Origin of the sequence: Moellerella wisconsensis ATCC 35017, from assembly GCF_001294465.1 — a bacterium.
GTDB classification, from domain to species: Bacteria; Pseudomonadota; Gammaproteobacteria; order Enterobacterales; family Enterobacteriaceae; genus Moellerella; species Moellerella wisconsensis.
In genome coordinates this window covers 72,460-95,939 of the sequence record NZ_LGAA01000002.1, presented here as the reverse complement: position 1 = coordinate 95,939, position 23,480 = coordinate 72,460, and the positions used below count along the sequence as shown (strand labels likewise).

Below are 23,480 nucleotides of genomic sequence, written 5' to 3'. Positions count from 1 at the left end.
TGCCCCACTATATTTAGAGGTTATTATGTTAGCTATTATTCGTACCATTATTGTCATTATATATACAATATTGGTGTGTGTTCTTGGGGGGATATATTGCTTATTTAGCCCGCGTAATCCTAAACATGTGATGACCTTTGGCCATTTATTTGGTCGATTATCTGGGGTGTTTGGTATTAAGCTAATTAAGCGGATCCCACAGCAAGCCAAAAATTATCCTCCGAGTATTTATCTTGGTAATCACCAAAATAATTATGATATGGTCACTATCTCTAATGGGGTTCAGCCGCGTACAGTAACTGTCGGCAAAAAAAGTTTAATTTTCGTGCCTTTCTTTGGTTTCTTATATTGGATAACCGGTAACATATTGATTGATCGCGGTAATCGTTCTAAAGCCCACACTACGATTTCTCAGGTTGCTGAACAAATAAAGCAGCGAAAAATTTCTGTTTGGATGTTCCCTGAGGGTACACGCAGTCGTGGCCGAGGATTATTACCGTTTAAAACAGGGGCGTTCCACGCGGCTATCTCTGCTGGTGTACCTATTGTTCCAGTCTGTGCCTCTAGAACCGAAGGGCGAGTAAAATTAAATCGCTGGAATAACGGCACGGTTATTATTGAAATGCTTGATCCGATTGATACCAGCAAATATACCCGTGATCAGGTCCGTGAATTAGCTCAGCATTGCCATGATTTAATGGACGCTAAAATTAAACAATTAAATAAAGAAGTCGAATTGTTAGATAGTAAAAAGTAAGACAGTAAAAACAGTTATTTTATTTTTATTTCTTATTTTGATTATCATTTCTCTTTTCTTATTATGAAGTAAGGTAATCATACTTAATGAGGGAAAAGAGAAATGGCGCTAGCTTAATGTAATAATTTAATTATTGTTTTGTAGATCCCTGCTTGTAAGTTTTCGTATTCCTATATTAATTTTATTCAGATATTTTTAGATGTTAGACTCTTTTCGCGCTAATATGGCGCATTATGTAAACTAGCATTAATGTTGTTAGATATAATGGCTGTTATTTAGCTAATAAAAATTGTTTACCCGTTATATCCATCATAGTTCCAGTTACAGAAGTGTTTACTATAACAATTTGGGCATATTCAACAATCAGCTTACTTAGTAATAAAAAAATCTAAAGCAGAGTTAGTTGAAATGACATTGTTTGCTGTTTTTCTGTCGCTCGATTTATTAAAGATATATATATTATAAAAGCGTTGGGATTATTATTTCTGCGGAGAAAATATGTCATTTAGTATGCGCCCATTTCCATTCCTTAAAATTTCAGGTTTGGCTTTATGTCTTGCTTCGATAGCATTTAGCGCGAGTGCAGATACAAACGGTACTAATTTACTGCCCGTCCCGCCATTACTTGAGTCTCGTAGTGGCCAGCCGTTATTCTTAACTTTACAGAAGATCCATTGGTCTTTTGATGGTAAATCACGCGCCAATATTTGGGGCGTAAATGGCTCATATCCTGGGCCAACGGTTAGGGTCAAAAATGGCGATGATATTAAATTAATTTACAGTAATCGTTTACCAGAAGCAGTCTCTATGACGGTTAGTGGATTACAAGTTCCCGGCACTCAGATTGGTGGTGCTGCACGTTTGATTTCCCCTGGAGCAGATTGGTCCCCTGTGATCCCTATTCGTCAGCCTGCGGCTACACTTTGGTACCATGCGAATACCGAAGGTAAAATGGGGTCTCAGGTTTATAATGGCTTAGTGGGAATGTGGATTATTGACGATGATTCAACTAAAAATTTAAGGTTGCCAAAGCATTATGGCGTCGATGATTTTCCTGTAATTATTCAAGATAAACGGCTCGATAATTTTGGAACGCCTGAATATCAATCCTCTGAAAATGGTTTTGTTGGCGATACTTTATTAGTTAATGGCGTACAAGACCCTTATATTGAAGTATCGCGAGGCTGGATCCGCCTACGATTATTGAATGCATCCAATTCACGTCGTTATATCATGAATATTAGCGATGGCCGACCATTTTATCTTATCGCTTCAGATCAAGGGTTATTGACGGTACCAGTACAGGTACAATCTTTGCCGCTCGCCCCAGGAGAGCGTAAAGAGATCCTCATTGATATGGCGAAAACAGAACAAGTTTCAATTACCGCGGGCGAACCTGCGGGATTTATGGAGAGAATGAAAGGGCTATTTGAACCTTCATCATTACTGGTTTCAACCAATGTATTAACCCTCCGCGCCACTGGATTAATGTCTTTGGTGACCGATGATGTGCCAGCTCGATTAGTTGATGATAATACTCAAATTACTACATCTATTCGTAATCGAGACATTCGTTTAGATGATCCTGCAGGAATCAATGGCGCTACCAGAAATGTGAAGCGTATAGATTTAACCACGGAGCAAGGTAGCTGGGAGCGCTGGGTCGTTAATAGTGACGTGGCTCAGCCATTCCATATTGAAGGCGCACGGTTTAAAGTGATTAATCATAATGGACAACCGGTATCTGCCGATGATTTTGGATGGAAAGACACCGTTTGGGTAGAAGGACGTACGGAGTTATTGGTTGAAATGCTGCAGCCATCGTTTAATCATTTTCCTTTCTTATTCTATAGCCAAAATTTGGAAAAAGCCGATCTTGGCAGTGTCGGACAAATGGTTATTAATCCCCAAAATCCATAATTAAATATAATTCAGTCATCAATAGTGTCTTGGTGGCTGAATGATTAATTAGAATAATTTATGTTTTATCAGTTACTAGTAGCTTGACTAGCTTAAGCGAGAAGATTCTATTCAGCAGTAGATTACAGACAAATCAAGTCTAATAGCTAAGTTTATACCTATTTTCTCTTTACATTAGTCTAAATATAATCAGTAGAAAACATTCAATTAGTAATAATTTACATTCAAATAATAAAGCCATAGATAACTTTTTGTTATCACTTTGATAAAGTTTTATTATTGTATACAAAATAATAAAAAATAACTTAGGTTTCAATTAATAAATATTATTAATAAGATTTTTATCTTAACGCTAATTAATTAATCTTTATCTATCATGTGTTATTAAGAATCTAACAGACTGATTTTAATTAGGTAATGTTCATATGAATAGCCTTTAATCTCAATAAATGTTGTCAGAGTCGTTACCATGAGGAAAATTTAACACAAAATATTTGATTAGCGAGTTAGCTAAAAAATAGATTACGTTGTATAAAATTTTATTCACATATTATTTATTATCTTTTTGGTTTGTAATGGATTAAATAGATTTTTTACGAAAAGAAAAAAGCCTGTTTAAGTTCAGTTTCTATAACGTAAAAAATAAGTCATCAAAAAAATAGACAGGATAAATATAATTATATTTATTTATTTAAATAGAGTGGCTACTGATTTAAAGAATAATCCAAGTGACAGTATAACCATAAACTAGTTATTTGTATTTATGGAAGCGTAAATTTAGTCGACGCAGGTTTTTGCTTTACGTATAGTAGCGTGAAAATTTTATATTATTAGCCTTCTTATTTAGCTTTAAGGTATCCCAATGAATATTAGCCTCATTGCAGCAATGGCGATAGATCAGGTTATAGGCATGGAAAAAGTCATGCCATGGAATCTACCCGGCGATTTAGCTTGGTTTAAAAAGAATACGTTGAATAAACCAGTGATTATGGGGCGCGTGACTTATGAGTCAATAGGGCGTCCATTGCCTCAACGTATCAATATTGTGTTGAGTAACCATCCCGGAACGGATGATCAGGTTATATGGGTTAAATCCATTGAAGAGGCATTAGCCGCGGCTGGTGAGGTTGATGAGGTGATGGTGATTGGTGGTGGAAAAGTCTACCAGCAGTTTCTTCCCATGGCGACTCGATTGTATTTAACCCATGTTGATGCTGAAGTAATTGGAGATACGCATTTTCCTGACTATGAGCCAGATGAATGGGATTCTGAATATACCGAATATCATGATGCAGATGAATTAAATTCCCACGGTTATTGTTTTGAAATATTAAATAAAAGAATTTAATTGCAGTGTGAAATATCGGAGTTAACAACTCCGATTTTTTAATAAAAATGACTTTAATTTATAGAAATTTACATATTTATTAATATCAATCCTATATTATTAATATGAAATATAAAATACAGGAAATTTCATTCTATATCTTATCTTAATTTAGTTAAGTCATAATATGATAAAATAATATATATTATGAGTTAAGCATAAACAAAAAAATAACCGCATAAAAAATCCCAATTAAGAGACTTTTTATGCGGTTATTTTTTAAAGCGAATAATAATTGTTATTTTAATAATAGTTTTAATCCTGCGCGCGTTTTATGTGAGAAGCTTGATGATAAAACGTTTTTTCTTCCCAATGAAATAGGGTTAATGGCCCACCCCAACAACATCCCGTATCCAATGCGTAAACATTGTTAGCAGTAACTTTCCCTTCTAATGAAGCCCAATGACCAAAGAAAACGCTATACTGACTTGATAATCTGCTGGGTAATTCGAACCAAGGCTTTAAAGGTGAAGGCGCATTTTCTGGACTGTCTTTGCAGAGCATGTCGAGTTGCCCACTCGGGAAACAGTAACGCATACGGGTTAATGCATTGGTACTAAAGCGTAATCGTGATAAGCCAGATAAGTCGGGAGACCAGTTATTAGGCATATCACCATACATTGAATCAATAAACAGCGGGTACGCATCACTGGATAAAACTGATTCAACTTCTCTGGCACACATACGTGCAGTAGCTAAATCCCACTGTGGGGTGATCCCCGCGTGTGCCATGATAATCTGCTTTTCTTCATCAATTTGCAGTAAAGGTTGACGCCGAAGCCAATTAATTAATTCATCAGCATCTGGCGCTTCGAGCAGAGGAGTCAAGTTGTCTTTGGGCTTATTACGGCTAATTTTACAATAGATCCCCAATAAATGAAGATCATGATTGCCGAGCACAATACGTGCAGAATCGCCTAGCCCTTTGACGTAACGTAAAACATCTAACGACCCAGCGCCACGGGCAACAAGATCACCGGTTAGCCACAAAGTATCCTTTTTAGGGCAAAAATTAACTTGCTCGAGTAACGCGCGTAATTCATGGTAACAGCCATGAACATCACCAATGAGATATGTAGACATAATTAATTGATCAATGTGGGGACAGCTAAACGAAAAACCGGAATATCGACAAAAAAGCTATCACCGTGATGGTCAATCATCGTGTAATGCCCTTCCATTGTACCTAGCGGCGTCTCTAAGACTACGCCGCTGGTATAATGATATTCGGTCCCAGGATAGATAGTCGGTTGCTCACCGACAACACCTTCACCCTGAACTTCCGTTGTATGCCCATCACTATTTGTAATAAGCCAGTAGCGTGTTAGTAGCTTGACTGGCTTGCGGCCTAGATTGCGAATCGACATGGTATAAGCAAAAACATATCGAGACGCATCAGGTTCGGATTGACTTTCTATATAGACACTTTGGACTTGTATGCTGATACAGGGTTGATTAAGCACAGTGCCTCCTCAAGCATATTATTGATCTGGGTGCTCACAGAGATAGTTAGCCATCTTACAATATGCCTCAACAGAAATATTTTCAGCGCGTGTTCCGGGGTCAATTCCCAGTTCAATCAGTTTCTCAACGCTAAAGATATCCCCCAAACTATTACGTACAGTCTTACGACGTTGATTAAAGGCTTGGGTAGTAATACGGCTAAGAACTTTAATATTTTTTACCGGATAAGGGTTTACCTTATGTGGAATTAAGCGTACCACAGCAGAATCTACTTTAGGTGCCGGCGTAAAGGAGCCAGGGGGGACTTCAAGTACAGGAACAACTTGGCAGTAATATTGTGCCATGACACTTAAACGGCCAAAGGCTTTACTGCCGGGGCCTGCAACTAATCGATTCACAACTTCTTTTTGCAGCATAAAATTCATGTCTGAAATAGCATCTGTAAAGGTGAATAGATGAAACATCAGTGGAGTTGAAATATTATACGGCAAGTTACCGAAAACTCGCAGCGGTTGTCCCGCTTGTTTGGCTAATTCCGAAAAATCAACAGTCATTGCATCTTGCTGAATGATGCTAAGTTTATCTTTTAATATCGGATGAATATGTAAACGGGCAGCTAAATCACGGTCGAGCTCAATGACGGTCATTTTATCCAGTCGTTTAGCGACTGGTTCAGTTAATGCACCTAATCCGGGACCGATTTCAACAACGGCTTGACCGACTTTAGGGGCTAAAGCATCAACGATGCTATCGATAATAAATTGATCGGTTAAAAAGTTCTGCCCGAAACGTTTGCGGGCAAAATGCCCCTGATGGACTCTATTATTCATTGCTGTTATATGTCATTTGAATGGCTAACTTTAATGCGGTGATAAAACTTCCCACATCTGCATGGCCCGTACCGGCTAGCTCAAGAGCTGTTCCGTGATCGACGGAAGTACGGATAAACGGCAAACCTAGCGTGATATTCACCGCTCTACCGAATCCTTGGTATTTTAACACAGGCAAGCCTTGATCGTGATACATTGCTAAAATTGCATCTGCATGCTCTAAGTATTTAGGTTGAAACAGTGTATCGGCGGGGAGTGGTCCGATTAACTTCATGCCTTCACTTCTTAAACTATCAAGGGCGGGAATGATGGTATCAATCTCTTCCATGCCCATATGGCCACCTTCTCCCGCGTGAGGATTTAATCCACAGACATAAATCACTGGCGAAGAAATACCAAATTTAGTATGTAAATCGTGGTGAAGGATATTAATAACCTCGCGCAAACTTGTATAAGTAATAGCGCCAGCTACCTCCTTTAACGGCAGGTGAGTTGTCGCTAAAGCGACGCGTAATTCTTCAGTTGCCAACATCATAACAACACGATGACAATGGCTGCGCTCAGCAAAAAATTCGGTGTGACCACTAAAAGACATACCTGCATCGTTAATAATGCCTTTATGTACAGGGCCTGTAACTAACGCTGCAAACTCACCATTTAGACAGCCATCGCAGGCTTTTGCCAGTGTTTCGGTAACATATGATCCGTTTTTTACGTTCAGCTGTCCTGCAATCACCGGCGTCGCAAGCGGTACAGGCAAAATAGATAAACTTCCGGCCGGTTGTGCTTCATGCGGAGCATTTGGCGAATAAGCCTTTAGTGTCAACGGTAGGTTAAGTTGCTTCGCGCGAGCTACCAACAATTCAGGATCGGCACAGGCGACTAATTCGACAGGCCAAAATTGTTGAGCAAGCTGGATAAGCAAGTCAGGGCCAACCCCGGCTGGCTCGCCGGGGGTGATAACGATGGGTTTATTTTGATTGTGTATCATTTGATTGCGTATCACTGCCATCTAATACCTTCACATAAGCGGCTGCGCGTTGTTCTTGCATCCAGCTTTGTGCTTCTTCGTTAAATTTACGATTAAACAGTAAGCGATAAGCTTGATCTTTCTGTGCGACATCTGTTTTATCGACGCTGCGCGTATCTTCCAGTTGGATTAAATGCCAGCCAAATGAAGAACGAATAGGTTGACTGAGTTCGCCTTTATTTAAACGCATTAATGCATCACGAAATGCGGGATCAAACACATCTGGCATATTCCAGCCGAGTTCACCGCCTTTTAATGCGCTGCCTGGATCTTCTGAATATTCGCGAGCGGCGTCTTCAAAAGTGATTTTTCCACTGCGAATGTCTTGAGTAATTTGCTGTAATTTTTGTCTGGCTTCTTCATCGTTCATGATAGGTGAAGATTTAAGCAAAATATGACGGGCTTTAGCTTCAGTGACTGAAATTGTATTGTTACCGCCACGCATATCGTTTAAGCGCAGAATATGATAACCAACACCGGAACGAATTGGTCCAATAATATCACCTTTTTTAGAATGTTTTATTTGCTCAGCAAATACAACAGGCAACTCTTGTAGGCGAGACCAACCCATGTTTCCGCCTTTTAATGCTTGTGGATCAGCAGAGTAAGTGATAGCCAATTTACCAAAATCTCCACCTTTTTGCAGTTGGGTGAGGATTTTTTTAACCGTAGCTTCAGCTTGTTCTAACTGTGCTTGGGTTGGATTTTCCGGTAAAGGGATCAATATGTGGCTAAGATTAACATCGGCTTCATTATCTGTTTGAGTGCTGATTTGTTGTGCTAATGAATCAACTTCTTGCGGCAGCACAGTAATACGACGACGAACTTCATTATTACGTACTTCAGCAATCAGCATTTCTTTACGGATTTCAGCGCGATATTGCGCCATATCAATACCATCAGCGACTAAGCGTTTTTGCATTTGATCGACAGTAATTCCATTTTGCTGTGCGATATCTTTGATGGTGGCATTGACGGCTTCTTCCGGAATATTAATCTGCATTTGGTTAGCCATTTGCAATAAAATATTATCCATGATTAAGCGCTCAAGGATTTGGTGATGCAATGAAGCCTCATCAGGAATTTGCTGACCCGCATTACGTGCATTCAATTTCACTGTATTCAACATGTTATTGACGTCACTTTCCAGCACAACACCATTATTCACTACAGCGGCGACTTTATCCATTTGCTGCGGTGCTGATAATGCCGTAGTACTGGCAAACATCAAGCCGAGAATAAGTGTTCTCCAATTCTTCATAGGTGTCCTATCATTATAGATTTCGCCAATGGCGGGTTAATCGTATTTATCTGGTTAATATTTCATCAGAAAGCGCGTTGGTAAGGCAGTATGCCACTTTCCAGCATTTTCTGGCTACCCAGGCTATGATTGTTGTTTAGGCCTCTAAGTTCCACATTGATTGACCATTTATTATCATATTCACTGCTAAACTTGTCTATTTGCCAGCCGACAATCTTACGTTCATAGCCGAGGTTAACCGCCCAACAACAAGTATTATATTGTAAACCAACCATTTGGCTGGCCGGTTGACGTTCTTTGGTATCGAAATAATAAGAGCCAACAAATCCCCATTGATCGCTTAATGGCCAACTTACCACCGCACCCACTTGAGATATACCTTGCTGATATGCCGGTAACGCATAGGTTTGCTGGTTTTCATCACGGCGGAATGTCGCTTGGATATAATCACGATCAACAAAACGATAGTTTAACTGTAGCAAACGATCGGCATCGAAGCGATACTCAGTGACCGCATTCCCCATCGTAATATTTCCTAAACGACGATCATACTGAACGCCGCCACGCACACCCCATTCATCAGTAATCCGCCAATAAGTATCCCCCGCCCATATTAATGAACCAGTATTACTTTTGTCATCTACTCTAAAGGTTGAATCACCGGCGCGAGGGCGCTCAAAATAATAAATTTGGCCCACAGAGAAATTAAAACGCTCGATCAGATTATCATCATAAATACGGCTAGTAATACCAGTTGTTACTTGATTAGCAGAAGCAATACGGTCGAGCCCACTGTACAGGCGATCACGGAATAAGCCGTTATAATCTGACTGTAATAATGCGGAATCGTAGTTATTGATATTATCCTGATTTTTATAGGGGATATATAAATACTGAACACGTGGTTCTAATGTTTGAACATAATCACTGCCTTGATACAGATTACGTTCAAGAACTATTTTTGCATCAGTTTTATACATTGGCAGAACGCGAGAAACATTCTTTTCAAGCTTATCATCAGTATTGGTATTAGGAATATCTTGATCATAATGCGTCGCCATCAGCTTAATGCTGTTATTAATACTCGCCCAGCCATTTGATAATGGCATATTTAATTCAGGTTCAAAGTGCAAACGTGTTGCATCAGGCTGATTTTTACCGACGCTAGTGAAATGCGCGGCTTGAGCATAGGTATGAAAATCAAAAATACCTAAGTCATTTTTATAGTAATTGAAATCCAGTTGTGGCGCGGCTTTATACGCTCGACGGTTAGGATTGTTGTCTTCAACAAATATTTGGAACTGTTTATGACTTAACGTGGTATTCCAATTTTCAGCTGAATAACCGGCGCTGAATTTTTGAGTTGCATATCCGTCAGTTGTATTTCCGTATTGCGAGTTAAAATCAGTGAAATATTGGCGATCACTGACTTTGGTATAATCGGCATTAAAATGCCAATTTTGCGCTAATACACCAGAATGACGCCAATAAAGTAACCAACGTTCATTACTATCGCGTGGGTCACGTTTATTATCTTCTTTATCTTTGGCATAGGCCCTATCATGCGGTAACCAATCAAAAGCCACAGTGCCTGAGCCCGGGGTAATTAAATAACGAAATTCGTTATTAATTTTTACGCCCCGATGAGTCATAAATTGTGGGGTGATTGTCGCATCATAATTAGGCGCAATATTCCAATAATAAGGCAGAGCAAATTCCACGCCATTATTATTAGAATAGCTACCCGTCGGGATTAAGAACCCAGAGCGTCGCTTATTACCAATCGGTAATTGTAAATAAGGACTATAGAATACCGGCACGCCGCCAACTCGGAAACGTGCATTCCAAATTTCAGCGACTTCTTCTTCGCGGTCAATAATGACTTCAGAGCCGGCCACATTCCAACTGTTATTGCCTTGCAAACAGGTTGTAAATGAACCATTTTCTAAAATGGTATAACGATTTTCACCGCGCATTTTCATTTTTTGCGCGTCGCCACGGCCTTGACGACCAACCATTTGGTAGTCACCTTGGTCTACATCCGTATTTTTATTATTCAAATTAGACCAGGCTTTAGGTCCTCGAAGAATAATCTGTGGATCGTCATAGTTTACATTCCCAGTCGCTGTGACTATCCGAACAGGATTAGCGGCATCGCTTTGGGTCAATTTAACGTTATCTGCGGTTAGTGTTTGATTTCCTTGTTGGATATCAACATCACCCGTATATTCAATAAAATCGGGATATTCACCACGGACATCTTCAGCCGTAATGCGTATTGGCAGATCGTTTGAGTTACCCTCTACTAATGGTTTTGTGTAGACAGGGATGCCCAACATACATTGTGCTGCGAGGTCAGCATAAGCTTGCTGACTATAAATTGCTGCCCACACCATAGTGGCGAGCAGAGTTGGATAACTTTTTTTCATAATCCTATATGCGGTTCCGTCATTATTGGTATTGCCGGCAAACGCTCAGAGACTAACGCACTCGACAATAATGCGCCAGTGTAAAGTATAAGAAACTTTACGCTCATGCGGTTAGGCACAGAGCAGAATGAATAGTATGATAATGCAAAATTGCATTCAGAGCATTGAAGAATTGAGGGATATATGCACTATTGGGGGAAAATAATTGGCGTTATTCTCGGAATAGTCTCTGGTTTAGGGATCTGGGGCGCCTTTATTGGTTTTTTATTAGGCCATGGATTTGATAAAGCATCGGCAGTAAAAGCGGCGATGGGAGGAATGAATACCCAAAATCGTCAGGCGATATTCTTTGCTAGCACGTTTCAAATTTTGGGGCATCTGACCAAAGCGAAAGGGCGTGTTACAGAGACTGATATCCAGCTTGCAACTGATTTAATGGATAGAATGCAGCTACATGGTGATGCTCGCGTGGCTGCACAACAAGCTTTTAGAGAAGGCAAATTAGCTGATTTTCCGTTGCGGGATATTTTGCGTAAATTACGTCGCGCTTGTTATGGTCGATTCGATTTGATTCAGATGTTTCTGGAAATTCAGTTACAGGCGGCTTTTGCTGATGGCGTGTTACATCCTAACGAGCGCAAAGTGCTGTTTATTATTGCCGAAGAGTTGGGGATTTCTAAAGTCCAATTTGAGCAATTCTTGGAGATGATCCAAGGCGGCAGAAGCTTTGGCGGTGGATACTCCCAGCAATCGGGAGGGAATTATCAACAGCCTCAAGGACCTACGCTCGATGATGCATGTAAGGTGCTGGGGGTATCAGCGACTGATGAGCCAACTAAAATTAAGCGCGCTTATCGTAAGTTAATGAGCGAGCACCATCCGGATAAACTTATCGCTAAAGGTTTACCGCCTGAAATGATGGAAATCGCTAAACAAAAAACCCAATCTATCCAAGCTGCCTACGATTTGATTAAAAAAGAGCGCGGTTTTAAATAATAAAAGAGCGAGTTATTTTATTTATTTGATAGATAATTAAATGGTGCGTTGAAATATCAATATTTTTTCGGTATTTCAGCGTATTTTTTATGCCGCTCAATCCAGAAAAATAGGACAGTTTATCCTGTTTAATTGAATTATCGTTACCACCTTGAGTTTATTTTTTGTTCCGGTAACATATAAGTTAAGTTTAATTATTTCACTTAAATTTATTTTAACTTAACTTTTATTTAATTGATTGAGGGATCAAAAAAATGGCTAATATCCGTGTTCTGTTCGGGAGTTTGGGATTGGCGCTGTGCCTTATTCTTGCTTCTTTGAATTCGGTAACAGTCCTGTTTGGCTAAGGTTATATTAGTATCTTATTTAAATAGATAAATATTTATTCTACTTAGTTAAAGGTGCTCGAGGATGGCATTTATGCCATCCCGATGTGTTATTTACTATCATTTTACTATCTTAATACCGCTACTAAATTCAGCTTTCCACTCAATCTAGGCTAAAAATCTGCTTTGCAACTGAAATGCATCGGTGTGCCATAGGCTGGGTGAGTGATATAAAGCTGCTCAGCATGTAATTGTAAGCGCGGCGCCAATGCTTTAGCGTCGGGAGGCGCATAAAATCTGTCACCCAAAATAGGATGTCCTAGCGCTAACATATGTACGCGTAACTGGTGTGAGCGGCCAGTAATCGGCGATAATTTAACTCGCGTCGCATGTTCTTCATAAGCCAATACTTCATATTCAGTTTGTGCCGACTTACCCGTTTCATAGCACACTTTTTGTTTCGGTCGATTCGGCCAATCACAAATCAATGGTAAATCAATTAATCCTTGTTGTTTTTCAATGTGCCCCCAAACGCGTGCAATATAGGTTTTTTTCGGTTCTCTTTCCCTAAATTGGCGTTTAAGTTCACGCTCGGCGGCTTTATTTAGCGCGACGACCATCACTCCGCTGGTTGCCATATCTAGACGATGAACCGATTCTGCCTCGGGAAATTGTTGCTGGACTCGAGTCATAATACTGTCTTTATGTTCTGGGGCTTTTCCCGGCACAGAAAGTAGCTCACTAGGTTTATTAACCACCATAATATGCTCATCCTGATACAAGACATATAACCAAGGGTCGGTTGGTGGATTATAAGGTGGCATCATGAGAGGAAAAACTCCAGAAAGTTAGCGTAAAGTTATGATAAATATCAGTTGGTTAGATTAATACTGCGGTGCCGGTAGCGGACTAAAAACGCTGAAAAAGTGTTCTAACCCAGAGATAAAAACACCTTCCCGGTAAAGGGAAGGTGGCAATATTACGTGTTTTTAGGCGCAATGAGAACTAAAGTTAGCGCTTATTGATGGGTTACGACAATCAGTCGAATAGCATCCAGACGCCAATTTGCTTGTTCAATGTTAAGCAGCAATTGTTGACGCTCTTGCTCTACCGTGTCTAATTCATCATCACGAATATTAGGATTGACTGCTTTTAGAGCTTCAAGACGAGATAATTCTAGAGTTAATGATTTGTCTGCGGCTTCTTTGGCACTGGCAATCAGTTTTTCTGCTTGCTCTGCTACCAGAGCTTCAGATTGGCGCAGTACCGCATGCACTTCACTTTGTACTGCATTGACTAGTTTGCTCGACGTATGGCGATTAACCGCATTTAATTGACGATTAAAGCTTTCGAAATCAACCTGAGGTGCTAGATCATTACCTTTTAAATCAATCAGTAAACGTACTGGCGTTGGCGGTAAAAAGCGAGTGATTTGTAGGTTTTTCGGCGCTTGCGCTTCAACCACGTAAATCAGCTCCGTCAGCAAAGTACCTACTGGTAACGCTTTGTTTTTCAATAAAGACATGGCGCAGCTGCCGGTATCGCCAGACAACACTAAATCGAGTCCATTACGGATAATCGGATGTTCCCAACTGATAAATTGGGTGTCTTCTCTGGAAAGCGCTTGTTCGCGAGAGAATGTGATAGTACAGCCATCTTCTGGTAATCCAGGAAAATCAGGCACTAACATATGGTCTGATGGCGTGAGCACAATCAAGCTATCGCTGCGGTCTTCTTGGCTAATGCCGACGATATCAAACAGATTCAGTGCGAAATTAACCAGTTCTGTATCATCATCTTGTTCGGCAATGGTCTGTGCTAGCTCTACACCGGCTTCTCCGCCATTTGAATGCATTTCAAGCAGGCGGTCACGGCCTTGCTCTAATTCAGTTTTCAGACGGTCGTGTTCAGCTCGGCAAGTTTTAATAAACTCTTCGAAGCCTTCAGTATTGGTTGGATTAGCCATAAAACCAAGCAGTTGCTGGTAATATTTATCATAAATAGCACGGCCAGTTGGGCAAGTATGTTCGAAGGCATCCAAACCTTCATGGTACCAACGCAGCAAAATAGCTTGCGCAGTTTGCTCAAGGTAAGGAATGCTAATGACGATATCGCGATTCTGACCGATACGGTCTAAACGGCCAATACGTTGCTCTAATAAATCTGGATTGAAAGGCAGATCAAACATCACTAATTGGTTAGCAAACTGGAAATTACGGCCTTCTGAACCAATTTCAGAGCACAGTAAAACCTGCGCGCCTTCTTCTTTAGAGGCAAAATAAGCTGCTGCACGATCGCGTTCAATCAGCGATAACCCTTCATGGAATACTGCTGCTTTAATTGCTTCGCGTTCACGCAACAGTTGCTCTAATTGCAATGCCGTCGCAGCTTTGGCACAAATCACCAAAACTTTTTCATCGCGGTGAGCCATTAAATAGCCCAGCAACCACTCTACACGCGGGTCAAAGTTCCACCAAGTGGCATTTTCACCTTCAAACTCTTGATAAATTTGCTCTGGATACAGCATCTCTTTCGCACGTGTTTCGATACTTTTTTTAGCGCCCATAATATCTGCGACCTTAATCGCGGTTTGATATTGTGTTGGCAGCGGCATTTTGATCGAATGTAATTCACGGCGTGGGAAACCTTTAACCCCATTACGGGTATTTCTGAACAACAGGCGGCTAGTTCCGTGACGATCCATTAGCATAGTGATTAGCTCTTTACGTGCTTTCTCACTCTCGTCACCGTGGGTATTAGCGGCTTTTAATAAAGGTTCAATATCTTGTTCTTTAATTAATTCATTCAAGATATTTTGCTGATCATTATTCAGTTTTTCACCCGTTAACAGCAGGGTAACGGCATCGGCAACCGGCTGATAATTTTGCTGTTCATCAATGAACGCTTGATAATCATGGAAACGGCTAGGATCCAGCAAACGTAAACGAGCAAAATGACTTTCTTGGCCTAATTGCTCTGGCGTTGCGGTTAATAGCAGTACCGAAGGAACTTGCTCAGCTAAGGTTTCAATGACTTGATATTCACGGCTGGGTGCGTCTTCGCTCCATTCCAGATGATGGGCTTCATCGACCACCATCATATCCCAGCCGGCTTCAACGATATGATCAAAGCGTTGTCTATTGCGACGTACAAAATCCAAAGAACACAAGACTAATTGCTCGGTTTCCAGTGGATTATCGCTATCATGCAGCGCCTCTGCATAACGGCTATCATCGAATAATGCAAAGCGCAGGTTAAAACGGCGCAGCATTTCCACCAGCCATTGGTGCTGTAAACTTTCAGGCACAATAATTAATACCCGCTCGGCACGGCCAGACATCAATTGCTGATGAATTATCATCCCCGCTTCGATAGTTTTACCTAAACCGACTTCATCGGCTAAAAGTACCCGGGGATGATGGCGTTTACCGACTTCATTGGCGATAAATAGCTGATGAGGGATTAAGCTAGCTCGAATTCCGCGTAGCCCGGTAGATTGATGGCGAAATTGCTCACTCAGAAAGCGCCGCGCACGATAGCGCAATGCGAAGCGATCCATGCGGTCAATCTGACCTGCAAACAGGCGATCTTGTGGTTTATTAAAAGTAAGTTTGCTATCGAGAAATACTTCTCGCAGCGTAACATTAGGTTCTTCTGTATCTAGTCGAATACCGTTATAAATGAGCAGACCTTCTTCTTGCTCTACATTTTCAATTTTTAACTGCCAGCCTTCGTGACTGGTCACGGTATCACCTTCATTAAACATAACCCGGGTGATAGGGGCATCATTGCGTGAGTAGAGGCGATTTTCTCCGCTAGCGGGGAAAAGTATTGTCACCATGCGAGCATCAATAGCCACGACGGTGCCTAATCCAAGTTCGCTTTCTGTATCGCTTATCCAGCGTTGACCAAGAGTAAATGGCATAGGTTAACTCAGTTCCGTATTTCGATTGTTTATTATGAGATAAATTATATGAGACGGTTTTTAGACCTGTCATACGTCAAATTACAGCTGTGCTGGTGGCTTTCTTAGATTTATCATTTCGATATCTTTACTTGCTGCCTCAGCGACAATTTGAACTGTTTGGATATCAGAATACATATCCGTCATCTTTTAAGTTGATTAGCATGTCGGCTGCTGTTCGCCATAAGAAACCATTATCCGAGTAAGCTTATAGCCAAGTTTGTCTGGCTAAGCTTAATACAAGTGACTAGGCTCATCGAGACACCTTGATATAACTTGAATGATTTTGGGTAGAAATTAATTAAATTATTATAACCGATACTATCAGTACGTTGCGAAGATGATGGGGTATCCATTACTCCAGAGGGGTGTTATTACCCAGCATAATCTCAGTGATATTACCTAGTAGCATGGTGTATCGATAGTAATGACTTACCTCAATAAGCGTATTTTAATGTCATCATTTTCGACTTAACTCTCACTCAGATTATGCTGCTATATTAATTGATGCACGGCTCATCGTCACCTGTTAAAAAAAGATTAATTGATTAAAAAGGCATTGACATTTGCCCCGTCAGAAGAGTGGTAAAATCATCTTGCAAAAAAGGCAGTATAGCATCGGCAATCGGCATAATTTGTTTATTGATGTAATGCTCATAATCTGGCGCTGCGGTAGTAACCTCAAGTGGCTCAGGGCCTGCCTGTGTCATTATGTAGCTTATCCAGCCGCCATTTTGGTATTGTTGCGGTCGTTGATGGCGAAGATTAAAGTCATCGGCTAAGCGAGCCGCCCGGACATGTGGTGGAACATTACGCTGATAATCTGATAATTTTCGGCGCAGACGTTTCCGGTAAATTAAGTGCTCATCAAGCTCTCCCCGGCGAATTTTATGGACATATTCAAGGATAAACTCGCGGTAGGGCTGTTGATGAAAAATCCGCGTGTAGAGCTCAGTTTGGAATGTTTTAGCCAGCGGAGTCCAATCTGATCGAATGGTTTCTAGTCCTTTAAAAATCATTTTATCCCCGCTTAATCCGGCATAGCGTTTTTTACTGCCTTGTTCTGTGCCACGAATAGTTGGCATCAGAAAGCGCCGATAGTGAGTTTCAAATTCCAATTCAAGCACGCTGTCTATATTCAGTGTCGATTGCAAATGCTGCTGCCACCATTGATTAATAAAATCCCGTAATTGATAACCGATCTGTTTAGCCTGTTGCTCGCTATGGGGTTGTTTAAGCCAGATAAATGTTGAATCGGTATCGCCGTAAATTACTTGATAACCTTGTGATTCAATCAGTTCACGAGTTTTACGCATGATCTCGTGGCCTCTTAGGGTAATGGATGAGGCTAATCGAGGATCAAAAAAACGGCAGCCTGCGGAGCCTAATACACCATAAAATGCGTTCATAATAATTTTTAGCGCTTGAGATAGCGGCGCGTTAGCTGTGACTTTAGCGCGGTCTCTGGCTTGCCATATTTGAGATACAATCGCGGGTAAACAGTGGGTTTGGCGTGAAAACCAAGCATGGCGAAAGCCGGGGATAGAATGGGATAATTCTGGCTGGGCTAATCCTTCAATCATGCCAACGGGATCTATCATAAACGTGCGGATAATCGACGGATAAAGGCTTTTATAATCCAGCACAATCACCGAATCATATAAACCAGGTTGTGAATCCATCACAAATCCCCCGGGGCTGGCTTCTTCAATTTTTTCACCTTGATTCGGTGCAACATAGCCGACGCGATGTAATCGAGGGATATACAAATGTGAAAATGCAGCGACTGAACCTCCGCTGCGGTCGGCATTTAGGCCAGTCACTGAGGCTCGTTCTAATAAGAATTCGATTAAATGAGTGGCGGCAAAGATGCGCGTAACTAAAATACAATCCTGAATATTGTAGTGGGCTAAAGCGGGTTTGTCGTGCTGAAAGCGCCGGTTGATTTCGTCCATTCTATCGTACGGTGTATCAATCGATTTTCCTTCGCCGAGTAAAGACTGAGCCACAAATTCAAGGCTAAACGAGCTGAAACTCCAAGTGGCTGTTTTTAGTGCTTCGATACCATCAATAATTAAGCGGCCCTCGGCGGCGGCAAAAAATACCCCTGGCTTAAAGCCGTGCTCACGCCATTCTAACGCCTTATTATTACGGCCTAATTTTAAAATTAGCCCATAGCGCTCGGCATGTTGTTGTAAAATTCGTAAATCGAATTGGATCAAATTCCAGCCAATAATTGCATCGGGATCATTTTTCTGAAACCATAAATTTAGTTGTTCAATCAATGCCGGGCGACTACTAAGGTATTCTAAACGGTATTCAGAGGAGTGGGCAGGGCCTTGGTCTGGACCCAACATAAACACTACATCATCATCGCACCCCGATAATCCAATGGAATATAACTCACCGTGCTGGCTAGTTTCGATATCTAATGATACGCAACGAATGTTAGGTCGATAATGTTCGCACGGTTTAAGCTGATATCGCTGTTTACCTAAAGGACTAAACCATACCGGGGCAGTGATAAATCGCTCCATTAAATAGCGATCTGCCGGGCGAATATCGGTTTCATAGACTTTGTATCCCAAAGTGACGAGCTGTTTTTCAATCTGCAATAATTGGCGATATTGACGGCAATAAATACCGTCAACCGGGTGCTGATTAAAATCTTTTAGCGCTAAGGAGCGTAGCTCAACACCTTGATATTGTGCAAGTACAGGCGCAACGTATTGGCGCGAATGGGTTGCAATAAAGCCTATCGCCTGCTGAGTAGGCACCGTCACATAGCGTGGGCCATTTTCAGTCAATAGCCAGTAGCTGACTTGGACGCCTTCGGGGGTATCTTTCCAGTGGCGGCTGATCACAAAGCCTTTTTCTGGGGGCGAAGAAGAGAGCGTCATGGCACGACCTTGAGTGACGGTAAGGAAGTTAATAATAGCATTTTATCTGTATTTTTATACAGTATTATTTAAGCGATATATTTTTATTCTGGCTGATTTACCGCGTGTTATTCTGTATTAGGATGCACGCCTAATAGTGCGGATTGTGCGACTTCCCCACGGATCAATGCCTGCGTGCTACCGTCGTAAGCAAGGGTTCCCTCGGCAATAACCAGTGAACGAGGTGCAATTTGCGCGGCATCTTCTAAGCTATGAGAAACCATTAGCAAAGTCAGTTGGCGTGAGTGACAAATTTCCTCCAGTAGCCCCAACATTTCATTTCTTAATGCGGGATCTAAGGCGGAAAATGGCTCATCTAACAATAAAATAGGCTGCTGGCGGATCAAACACCGTGCGACGGCCGCTCTTTGCCGTTGTCCGCCAGAAAGCTGTGATGGTAGCCTATCCAGATAATCGATTAATCCCACTTGCTGGGAAATTTTTATTACCTCGGCCTGCTGTTGCTGGCTTAAGCGTAAGCTTGGATTAGCCCCGAGAGAAATGTTTTGGCGTACCGTTAAGTGGCTGAAAAGATTATTTTCTTGGAATAACATGGAAACCGGGCGCTGTGCAGGAGCCGTTGAGGTGTGATCGACCCCATTTAACCAAATTGATCCTTGAGCCGCGTATTGAAAGCCACTGATTAAACTCAGTAAGGTACTTTTCCCCGCCCCACTAGGGCCCAAGATAGCGATACGTTCACCGGCTTTGGCAGTAAAGTTAAAATACATGGCTAAGTTTTGGTAAAAATAATTGAGGTTTTCCAATTTAATCATGGGGTTTTCCCGGAAGTCGTTCGAGAATACTGAATAGTGAAAAGCAAAGTAACAGCAGCAGCATAGCGGTAACCGCACCGTCATTGGTTCGATACGCTCCTATTTGCTGATACAGATAATAAGGCAGAGTGCGGAAATCTTCGTTGCCAAACAGTGCAACAACCCCAAAATCACCGATAGAAATCACACAGGCAAATGCTAAGGCTTGCCCTATCGGGCGCTTCAAGGCTTTTATTTCGATTAATCGTAAGCGATTGATCCCTTGTATGCCTAAAGATTGGCACAAAGGGTTATAGCGGGCAGCTAGATCACGCATCGGATCCTCTAATACTTTAAGCGCATAAGGGATAGCGATTAACGCGTTGGTTAAAATAACAATGCCATAAGGAGATTCCGGTAAGCCAATAGTTTGATTGAATAAAATAAAAAATCCTGTCGCGAGAACAATTCCTGGCATCGCCAATATTAACAATCCACTGAGTTCGATAGTTCGTGCCAATCGTAGCGCATGATTAATGCGTAACTGACGGCTGCTCCACAGTAACATCAGCGTTAATATTACACATAAAATACCGGCGCTAACGGCAATAATTACCGACGTAGTTAGCGCTTGCCATAAGGCGGGTTGGCGTAAAACATCCATCAATCCGCGGTTTAGGCCTGCCATAATTACCGCCAGTAGCGGGGGGATAAGTAGCAGAATTGCGGCGATGATCACGCTGATATCACGAATTTTACGCCAAAGTGTATCTTGAGGATTATTCCATTTTTGTTGTTGGCTAAATCCAACTGAAAATGCAGCATTCATTTTTTGACTCAGCAACATTAATCCTAAGCAAAAAATAATCTGGATCAGTGCTAATAATGCGGCTTGACCAAGGTCAAAGTCATAGCTAAGGGCTTGATAAATAGCTAATTCAATGGTGGTTGCAGCTGGGCCTCCGCCTAATGCTAGTACCGTAGCAAAGCTGGCAAAACAGAGCATAAATATTAAAGCTGCGGTGGGTAACATCTGGCGCCGCAAATACGGCCATTCCACAAGACGAAATTGCTGCCATTCACTCATGCCTAACTGTGCAGCGATTTGCCGTTGTTCAGTAGAAATGCTTTCTAGTGCAAGTAATAACATACGGGCAGCGAGTGGCAGATTAAAAAAGATATGTGCCAGTAAAATACCGCTCAATCCATAAGGTGAGAATTGATAATCAATACCTAAATATGCCGAGAGCTGTGCTAGCCAGCCGGTGGAGCCATACACGGAGAGAATACCGAAAATTGCCACTAACACCGGTAGTACTAAAGTCATCGCGCATAAACGCAATAACAATGTTCGTCCCCAAAATCGTCGCCGATAGAGCGCTCTCGCTAATAAAATTGCTGGAAATACCGAAAAAATAGCAGACAAAAAAGCCTGCCAAAAAGTAAATCGAATTACATACCATAAATAGCTGTCATCGATAATCGCTTTAAAATTCAGCTCCGGCGAAAATAATAGCAGCGCACCACAGGCCGATACCGCGATAAGGATCAGCAATCCACTGGCAATAGCCCCAGGGATAAGCGAGCGATTAATTATTGACTGACTGCAGTTTGCCATAAACGAGTCCATGCATTACGTTCTTTAGCAACTTCTGCTGCGCTGAACTGGAGAGATTTTTTGGGTAATGGTAATTGCTCGTATACCGCTGGTAACGGGATATCAATCACCGGATACATCCAGTTAGTGGTAGGTAATTCCTTTTGGAATTGAGGGGTTAGCATAAATTGCATAAATTGCTGCGCTAGCTCAGGTTGTGGGCTATTTTTTAATTGTGCGGCAACTTCAACTTGCATGTAATGGCCCTCATCAAATAGCGCAGCGGCGTAATTATCTTTGTTATCCGCCAAAATATGATAGCCCGGAGAGGAAGTATAACTGAGCACAAAATCGCCTTCACCTTTGAGGAATAGCCCATAGGCCTCACTCCAGCCTTTAGTCACCGTCAGGGTTTTTGCGGCTATTTTTTGCCATTCAGCGGCGCTTTTATCGGCGTATATTTTTTCCATCCACAGCAATAATCCTAAACCTGGCGTGCTAGTACGAGGATCTTGATAAATTATTTTCCACTTTTCAGGGCTATTTATCAGTTGGTCCATACTGGTGGGCGGATTTTTGATTTTATTGGTGTCGTAGATAAAGGCGAAATATCCATAGTCGAAAGGGATAAATGTTGAGTTTTTCCAGACAACCGGTAATTTTAGTGCCGTTTGATCAATCTTACTTTCGCTAAATAAACCGGTTTTTTGTGCAGTATCAATCAAGTTATTATCCAGCCCTAACACAATGTCAGCCTTGGATTTTTTACCTTCCATACGCAAGCGATTTAATAATGAAACGCCATCCCCTAACGCCACTAATTTTAATTCGCAGCCACATTGTTGTTCAAAACTGCGTTTAATTGCAGGGCCGGGTCCCCATTCTGCGGCAAAGGAATCATAGGTATACACGGTAAGCGTTGGTTTATCGGCTAAGGCGGCATGGCTAAAAACTAGTGCTAACATGGCGCTGGTGGCGAGTTTAAAATAGTTGCATTGAGACACGCTTCACTCCTGAATTAAAAAAACATTACACAGGATTTGAGATGGCGCTAAGAGAAAGTTTCATTAGGCAGGTACATCGCTCAAATCCCTACACCGATATTAGTCGGATCAGGTTCGACGGGTTTTTTCTCAGCCTGACTATTTGCGTCATAGCACCCCGTTGAGTCAGTGGCTATTGTAGTGACTTCGCGCATATCTGCAAACTCTATTGATAGTAGTTTACCGACTGGGGTATGTATGAAACAATTAGCTATCTTTCAAATTTGGTTATTGAGGTAGTCTGGTGATCGATGATGATGGCTACCGCCCGAATGTAGGAATTGTAATTTGTAATCGGCAAGGGCAAGTTTTGTGGGCTCGTCGCTATGGCCAACATTCATGGCAGTTTCCTCAAGGGGGGATTAATCCCGGGGAATCACCAGAACAGGCTATGTATCGGGAACTCTATGAAGAAGTCGGTTTACATCGCAAAGATGTTAAACTGCTTGCGTCTACCCGAAATTGGTTACGTTACAAATTACCCAAGCGTTTGGTGCGTTGGGATACAAAACCCGTGTGTATCGGTCAGAAGCAGCGTTGGTTTTTATTGCAATTACAAAGCAACGAGAATGAAATTAACGTGCAACGCAGTAAATCGCCGGAATTTGATGGCTGGCGATGGGTTAGTTATTGGTATCCTGTCAGACAAGTGGTTTCTTTTAAACGCGAAGTGTATCGCCGCGTAATGAAAGAATTTGCGCCTGTAGTGATGCCAATGCAGGAGCCACAACCTATGCAACGTACTGTTTATTCTCATCGCCGTAGGCGGTTTTAGGCGGATT

17 protein-coding genes and 1 riboswitch are annotated in these 23,480 nt (G+C 41.6%); of the genes, 5 read left to right on the top strand and 12 right to left on the bottom strand.

Annotated elements, in window-relative coordinates; genetic code table 11:
* Window positions 1-25 precede the first annotated feature (25 nt).
* From M992_RS00540 to folA, 3 genes are all read left to right on the top strand, one after another.
* Complete coding sequence (locus M992_RS00540) at window positions 26-757, top strand: 1-acylglycerol-3-phosphate O-acyltransferase (RefSeq protein WP_053906993.1); 732 nt, start codon at window positions 26-28, stop codon at window positions 755-757.
* A gap of 498 nt (window positions 758-1,255) precedes the next feature.
* The gene (ftsP, locus tag M992_RS00535; protein ID WP_053906931.1) at window positions 1,256-2,677 is read left to right on the top strand and encodes a cell division protein FtsP; all 1,422 of its coding nucleotides are present in this window, start codon (window positions 1,256-1,258) and stop codon (window positions 2,675-2,677) included.
* Window positions 2,678-3,539: 862 nt separating this feature from the next.
* On the top strand, window positions 3,540-4,025 hold the full coding sequence (folA, locus tag M992_RS00530; protein WP_053906930.1) for a type 3 dihydrofolate reductase: 486 nt from the start codon (window positions 3,540-3,542) through the stop codon (window positions 4,023-4,025).
* A gap of 294 nt (window positions 4,026-4,319) precedes the next feature.
* On the opposite strand, the gene apaH is transcribed toward folA, so the two are convergent.
* The 6 genes from apaH to lptD form a co-directional block, all read right to left on the bottom strand.
* Window positions 4,320-5,147 carry a bis(5'-nucleosyl)-tetraphosphatase (symmetrical) ApaH gene (gene apaH / locus M992_RS00525; RefSeq protein WP_053906929.1) on the bottom strand — a complete coding sequence of 276 codons (828 nt, stop codon included), beginning with the start codon at window positions 5,145-5,147 and terminating at the stop codon, window positions 4,320-4,322.
* Between the two features lie 2 nt (window positions 5,148-5,149).
* Window positions 5,150-5,527 carry a Co2+/Mg2+ efflux protein ApaG gene (apaG, locus tag M992_RS00520; protein WP_047255160.1) on the bottom strand — a complete coding sequence of 126 codons (378 nt, stop codon included), beginning with the start codon at window positions 5,525-5,527 and terminating at the stop codon, window positions 5,150-5,152.
* An 18-nt stretch (window positions 5,528-5,545) separates the two neighbouring features.
* Window positions 5,546-6,358, bottom strand: a complete 813-nt coding sequence (gene rsmA / locus M992_RS00515) for a 16S rRNA (adenine(1518)-N(6)/adenine(1519)-N(6))-dimethyltransferase RsmA (RefSeq protein ID WP_053906928.1) — start codon at window positions 6,356-6,358, stop codon at window positions 5,546-5,548.
* On the bottom strand, window positions 6,351-7,349 hold the full coding sequence (gene pdxA / locus M992_RS00510; protein ID WP_053906992.1) for a 4-hydroxythreonine-4-phosphate dehydrogenase PdxA: 999 nt from the start codon (window positions 7,347-7,349) through the stop codon (window positions 6,351-6,353). The genes rsmA and pdxA overlap by 8 nt, the downstream gene beginning before the upstream one ends.
* The gene (gene surA / locus M992_RS00505) at window positions 7,330-8,649 is read right to left on the bottom strand and encodes a peptidylprolyl isomerase SurA (protein ID WP_053906927.1); all 1,320 of its coding nucleotides are present in this window, start codon (window positions 8,647-8,649) and stop codon (window positions 7,330-7,332) included. The genes pdxA and surA overlap by 20 nt, the downstream gene beginning before the upstream one ends.
* Window positions 8,650-8,714: 65 nt before the next feature.
* Window positions 8,715-11,078, bottom strand: a complete 2,364-nt coding sequence (gene lptD, locus M992_RS00500; RefSeq protein ID WP_053906926.1) for an LPS assembly protein LptD — start codon at window positions 11,076-11,078, stop codon at window positions 8,715-8,717.
* A 183-nt stretch (window positions 11,079-11,261) separates the two neighbouring features.
* On the opposite strand from lptD, the gene djlA reads away from it, so the two are divergent.
* Entirely contained in the window at window positions 11,262-12,074 is an 813-nt protein-coding gene (djlA, locus tag M992_RS00495; RefSeq protein ID WP_047255156.1) for a co-chaperone DjlA, read from the top strand.
* 499 nt (window positions 12,075-12,573) lie between these two features.
* Here djlA and rluA read toward each other — a convergent pair whose 3' ends face one another.
* From rluA to thiB, 6 genes are all read right to left on the bottom strand, one after another.
* Entirely contained in the window at window positions 12,574-13,227 is a 654-nt protein-coding gene (gene rluA / locus M992_RS00490) for a bifunctional tRNA pseudouridine(32) synthase/23S rRNA pseudouridine(746) synthase RluA (RefSeq protein ID WP_053906925.1), read from the bottom strand.
* Between the two features lie 191 nt (window positions 13,228-13,418).
* On the bottom strand, window positions 13,419-16,325 hold the full coding sequence (rapA, locus tag M992_RS00485; protein WP_047255154.1) for an RNA polymerase-associated protein RapA: 2,907 nt from the start codon (window positions 16,323-16,325) through the stop codon (window positions 13,419-13,421).
* A 587-nt stretch (window positions 16,326-16,912) separates the two neighbouring features.
* Complete coding sequence (locus tag M992_RS00480) at window positions 16,913-19,264, bottom strand: DNA polymerase II (protein WP_047255153.1); 2,352 nt, start codon at window positions 19,262-19,264, stop codon at window positions 16,913-16,915.
* 107 nt (window positions 19,265-19,371) lie between these two features.
* On the bottom strand, window positions 19,372-20,079 hold the full coding sequence (thiQ, locus tag M992_RS00475) for a thiamine ABC transporter ATP-binding protein ThiQ (protein WP_053906924.1): 708 nt from the start codon (window positions 20,077-20,079) through the stop codon (window positions 19,372-19,374).
* Window positions 20,072-21,676 (bottom strand): thiamine/thiamine pyrophosphate ABC transporter permease ThiP, encoded by a 1,605-nt coding sequence (gene thiP, locus M992_RS00470; RefSeq protein ID WP_053906923.1) that lies wholly within the window; start codon window positions 21,674-21,676, stop codon window positions 20,072-20,074. The genes thiQ and thiP overlap by 8 nt, the downstream gene beginning before the upstream one ends.
* On the bottom strand, window positions 21,652-22,620 hold the full coding sequence (gene thiB, locus M992_RS00465; protein ID WP_053906991.1) for a thiamine ABC transporter substrate binding subunit: 969 nt from the start codon (window positions 22,618-22,620) through the stop codon (window positions 21,652-21,654). The genes thiP and thiB overlap by 25 nt, the downstream gene beginning before the upstream one ends.
* 106 nt (window positions 22,621-22,726) lie before the next feature.
* Window positions 22,727-22,829, bottom strand: a riboswitch (TPP riboswitch).
* 113 nt (window positions 22,830-22,942) lie between these two features.
* Between thiB and rppH the strand changes: the two genes are divergently transcribed.
* Complete coding sequence (gene rppH, locus M992_RS00460) at window positions 22,943-23,473, top strand: RNA pyrophosphohydrolase (RefSeq protein ID WP_047255150.1); 531 nt, start codon at window positions 22,943-22,945, stop codon at window positions 23,471-23,473.
* The last annotated feature ends 7 nt before the right edge of the window (window positions 23,474-23,480 follow it).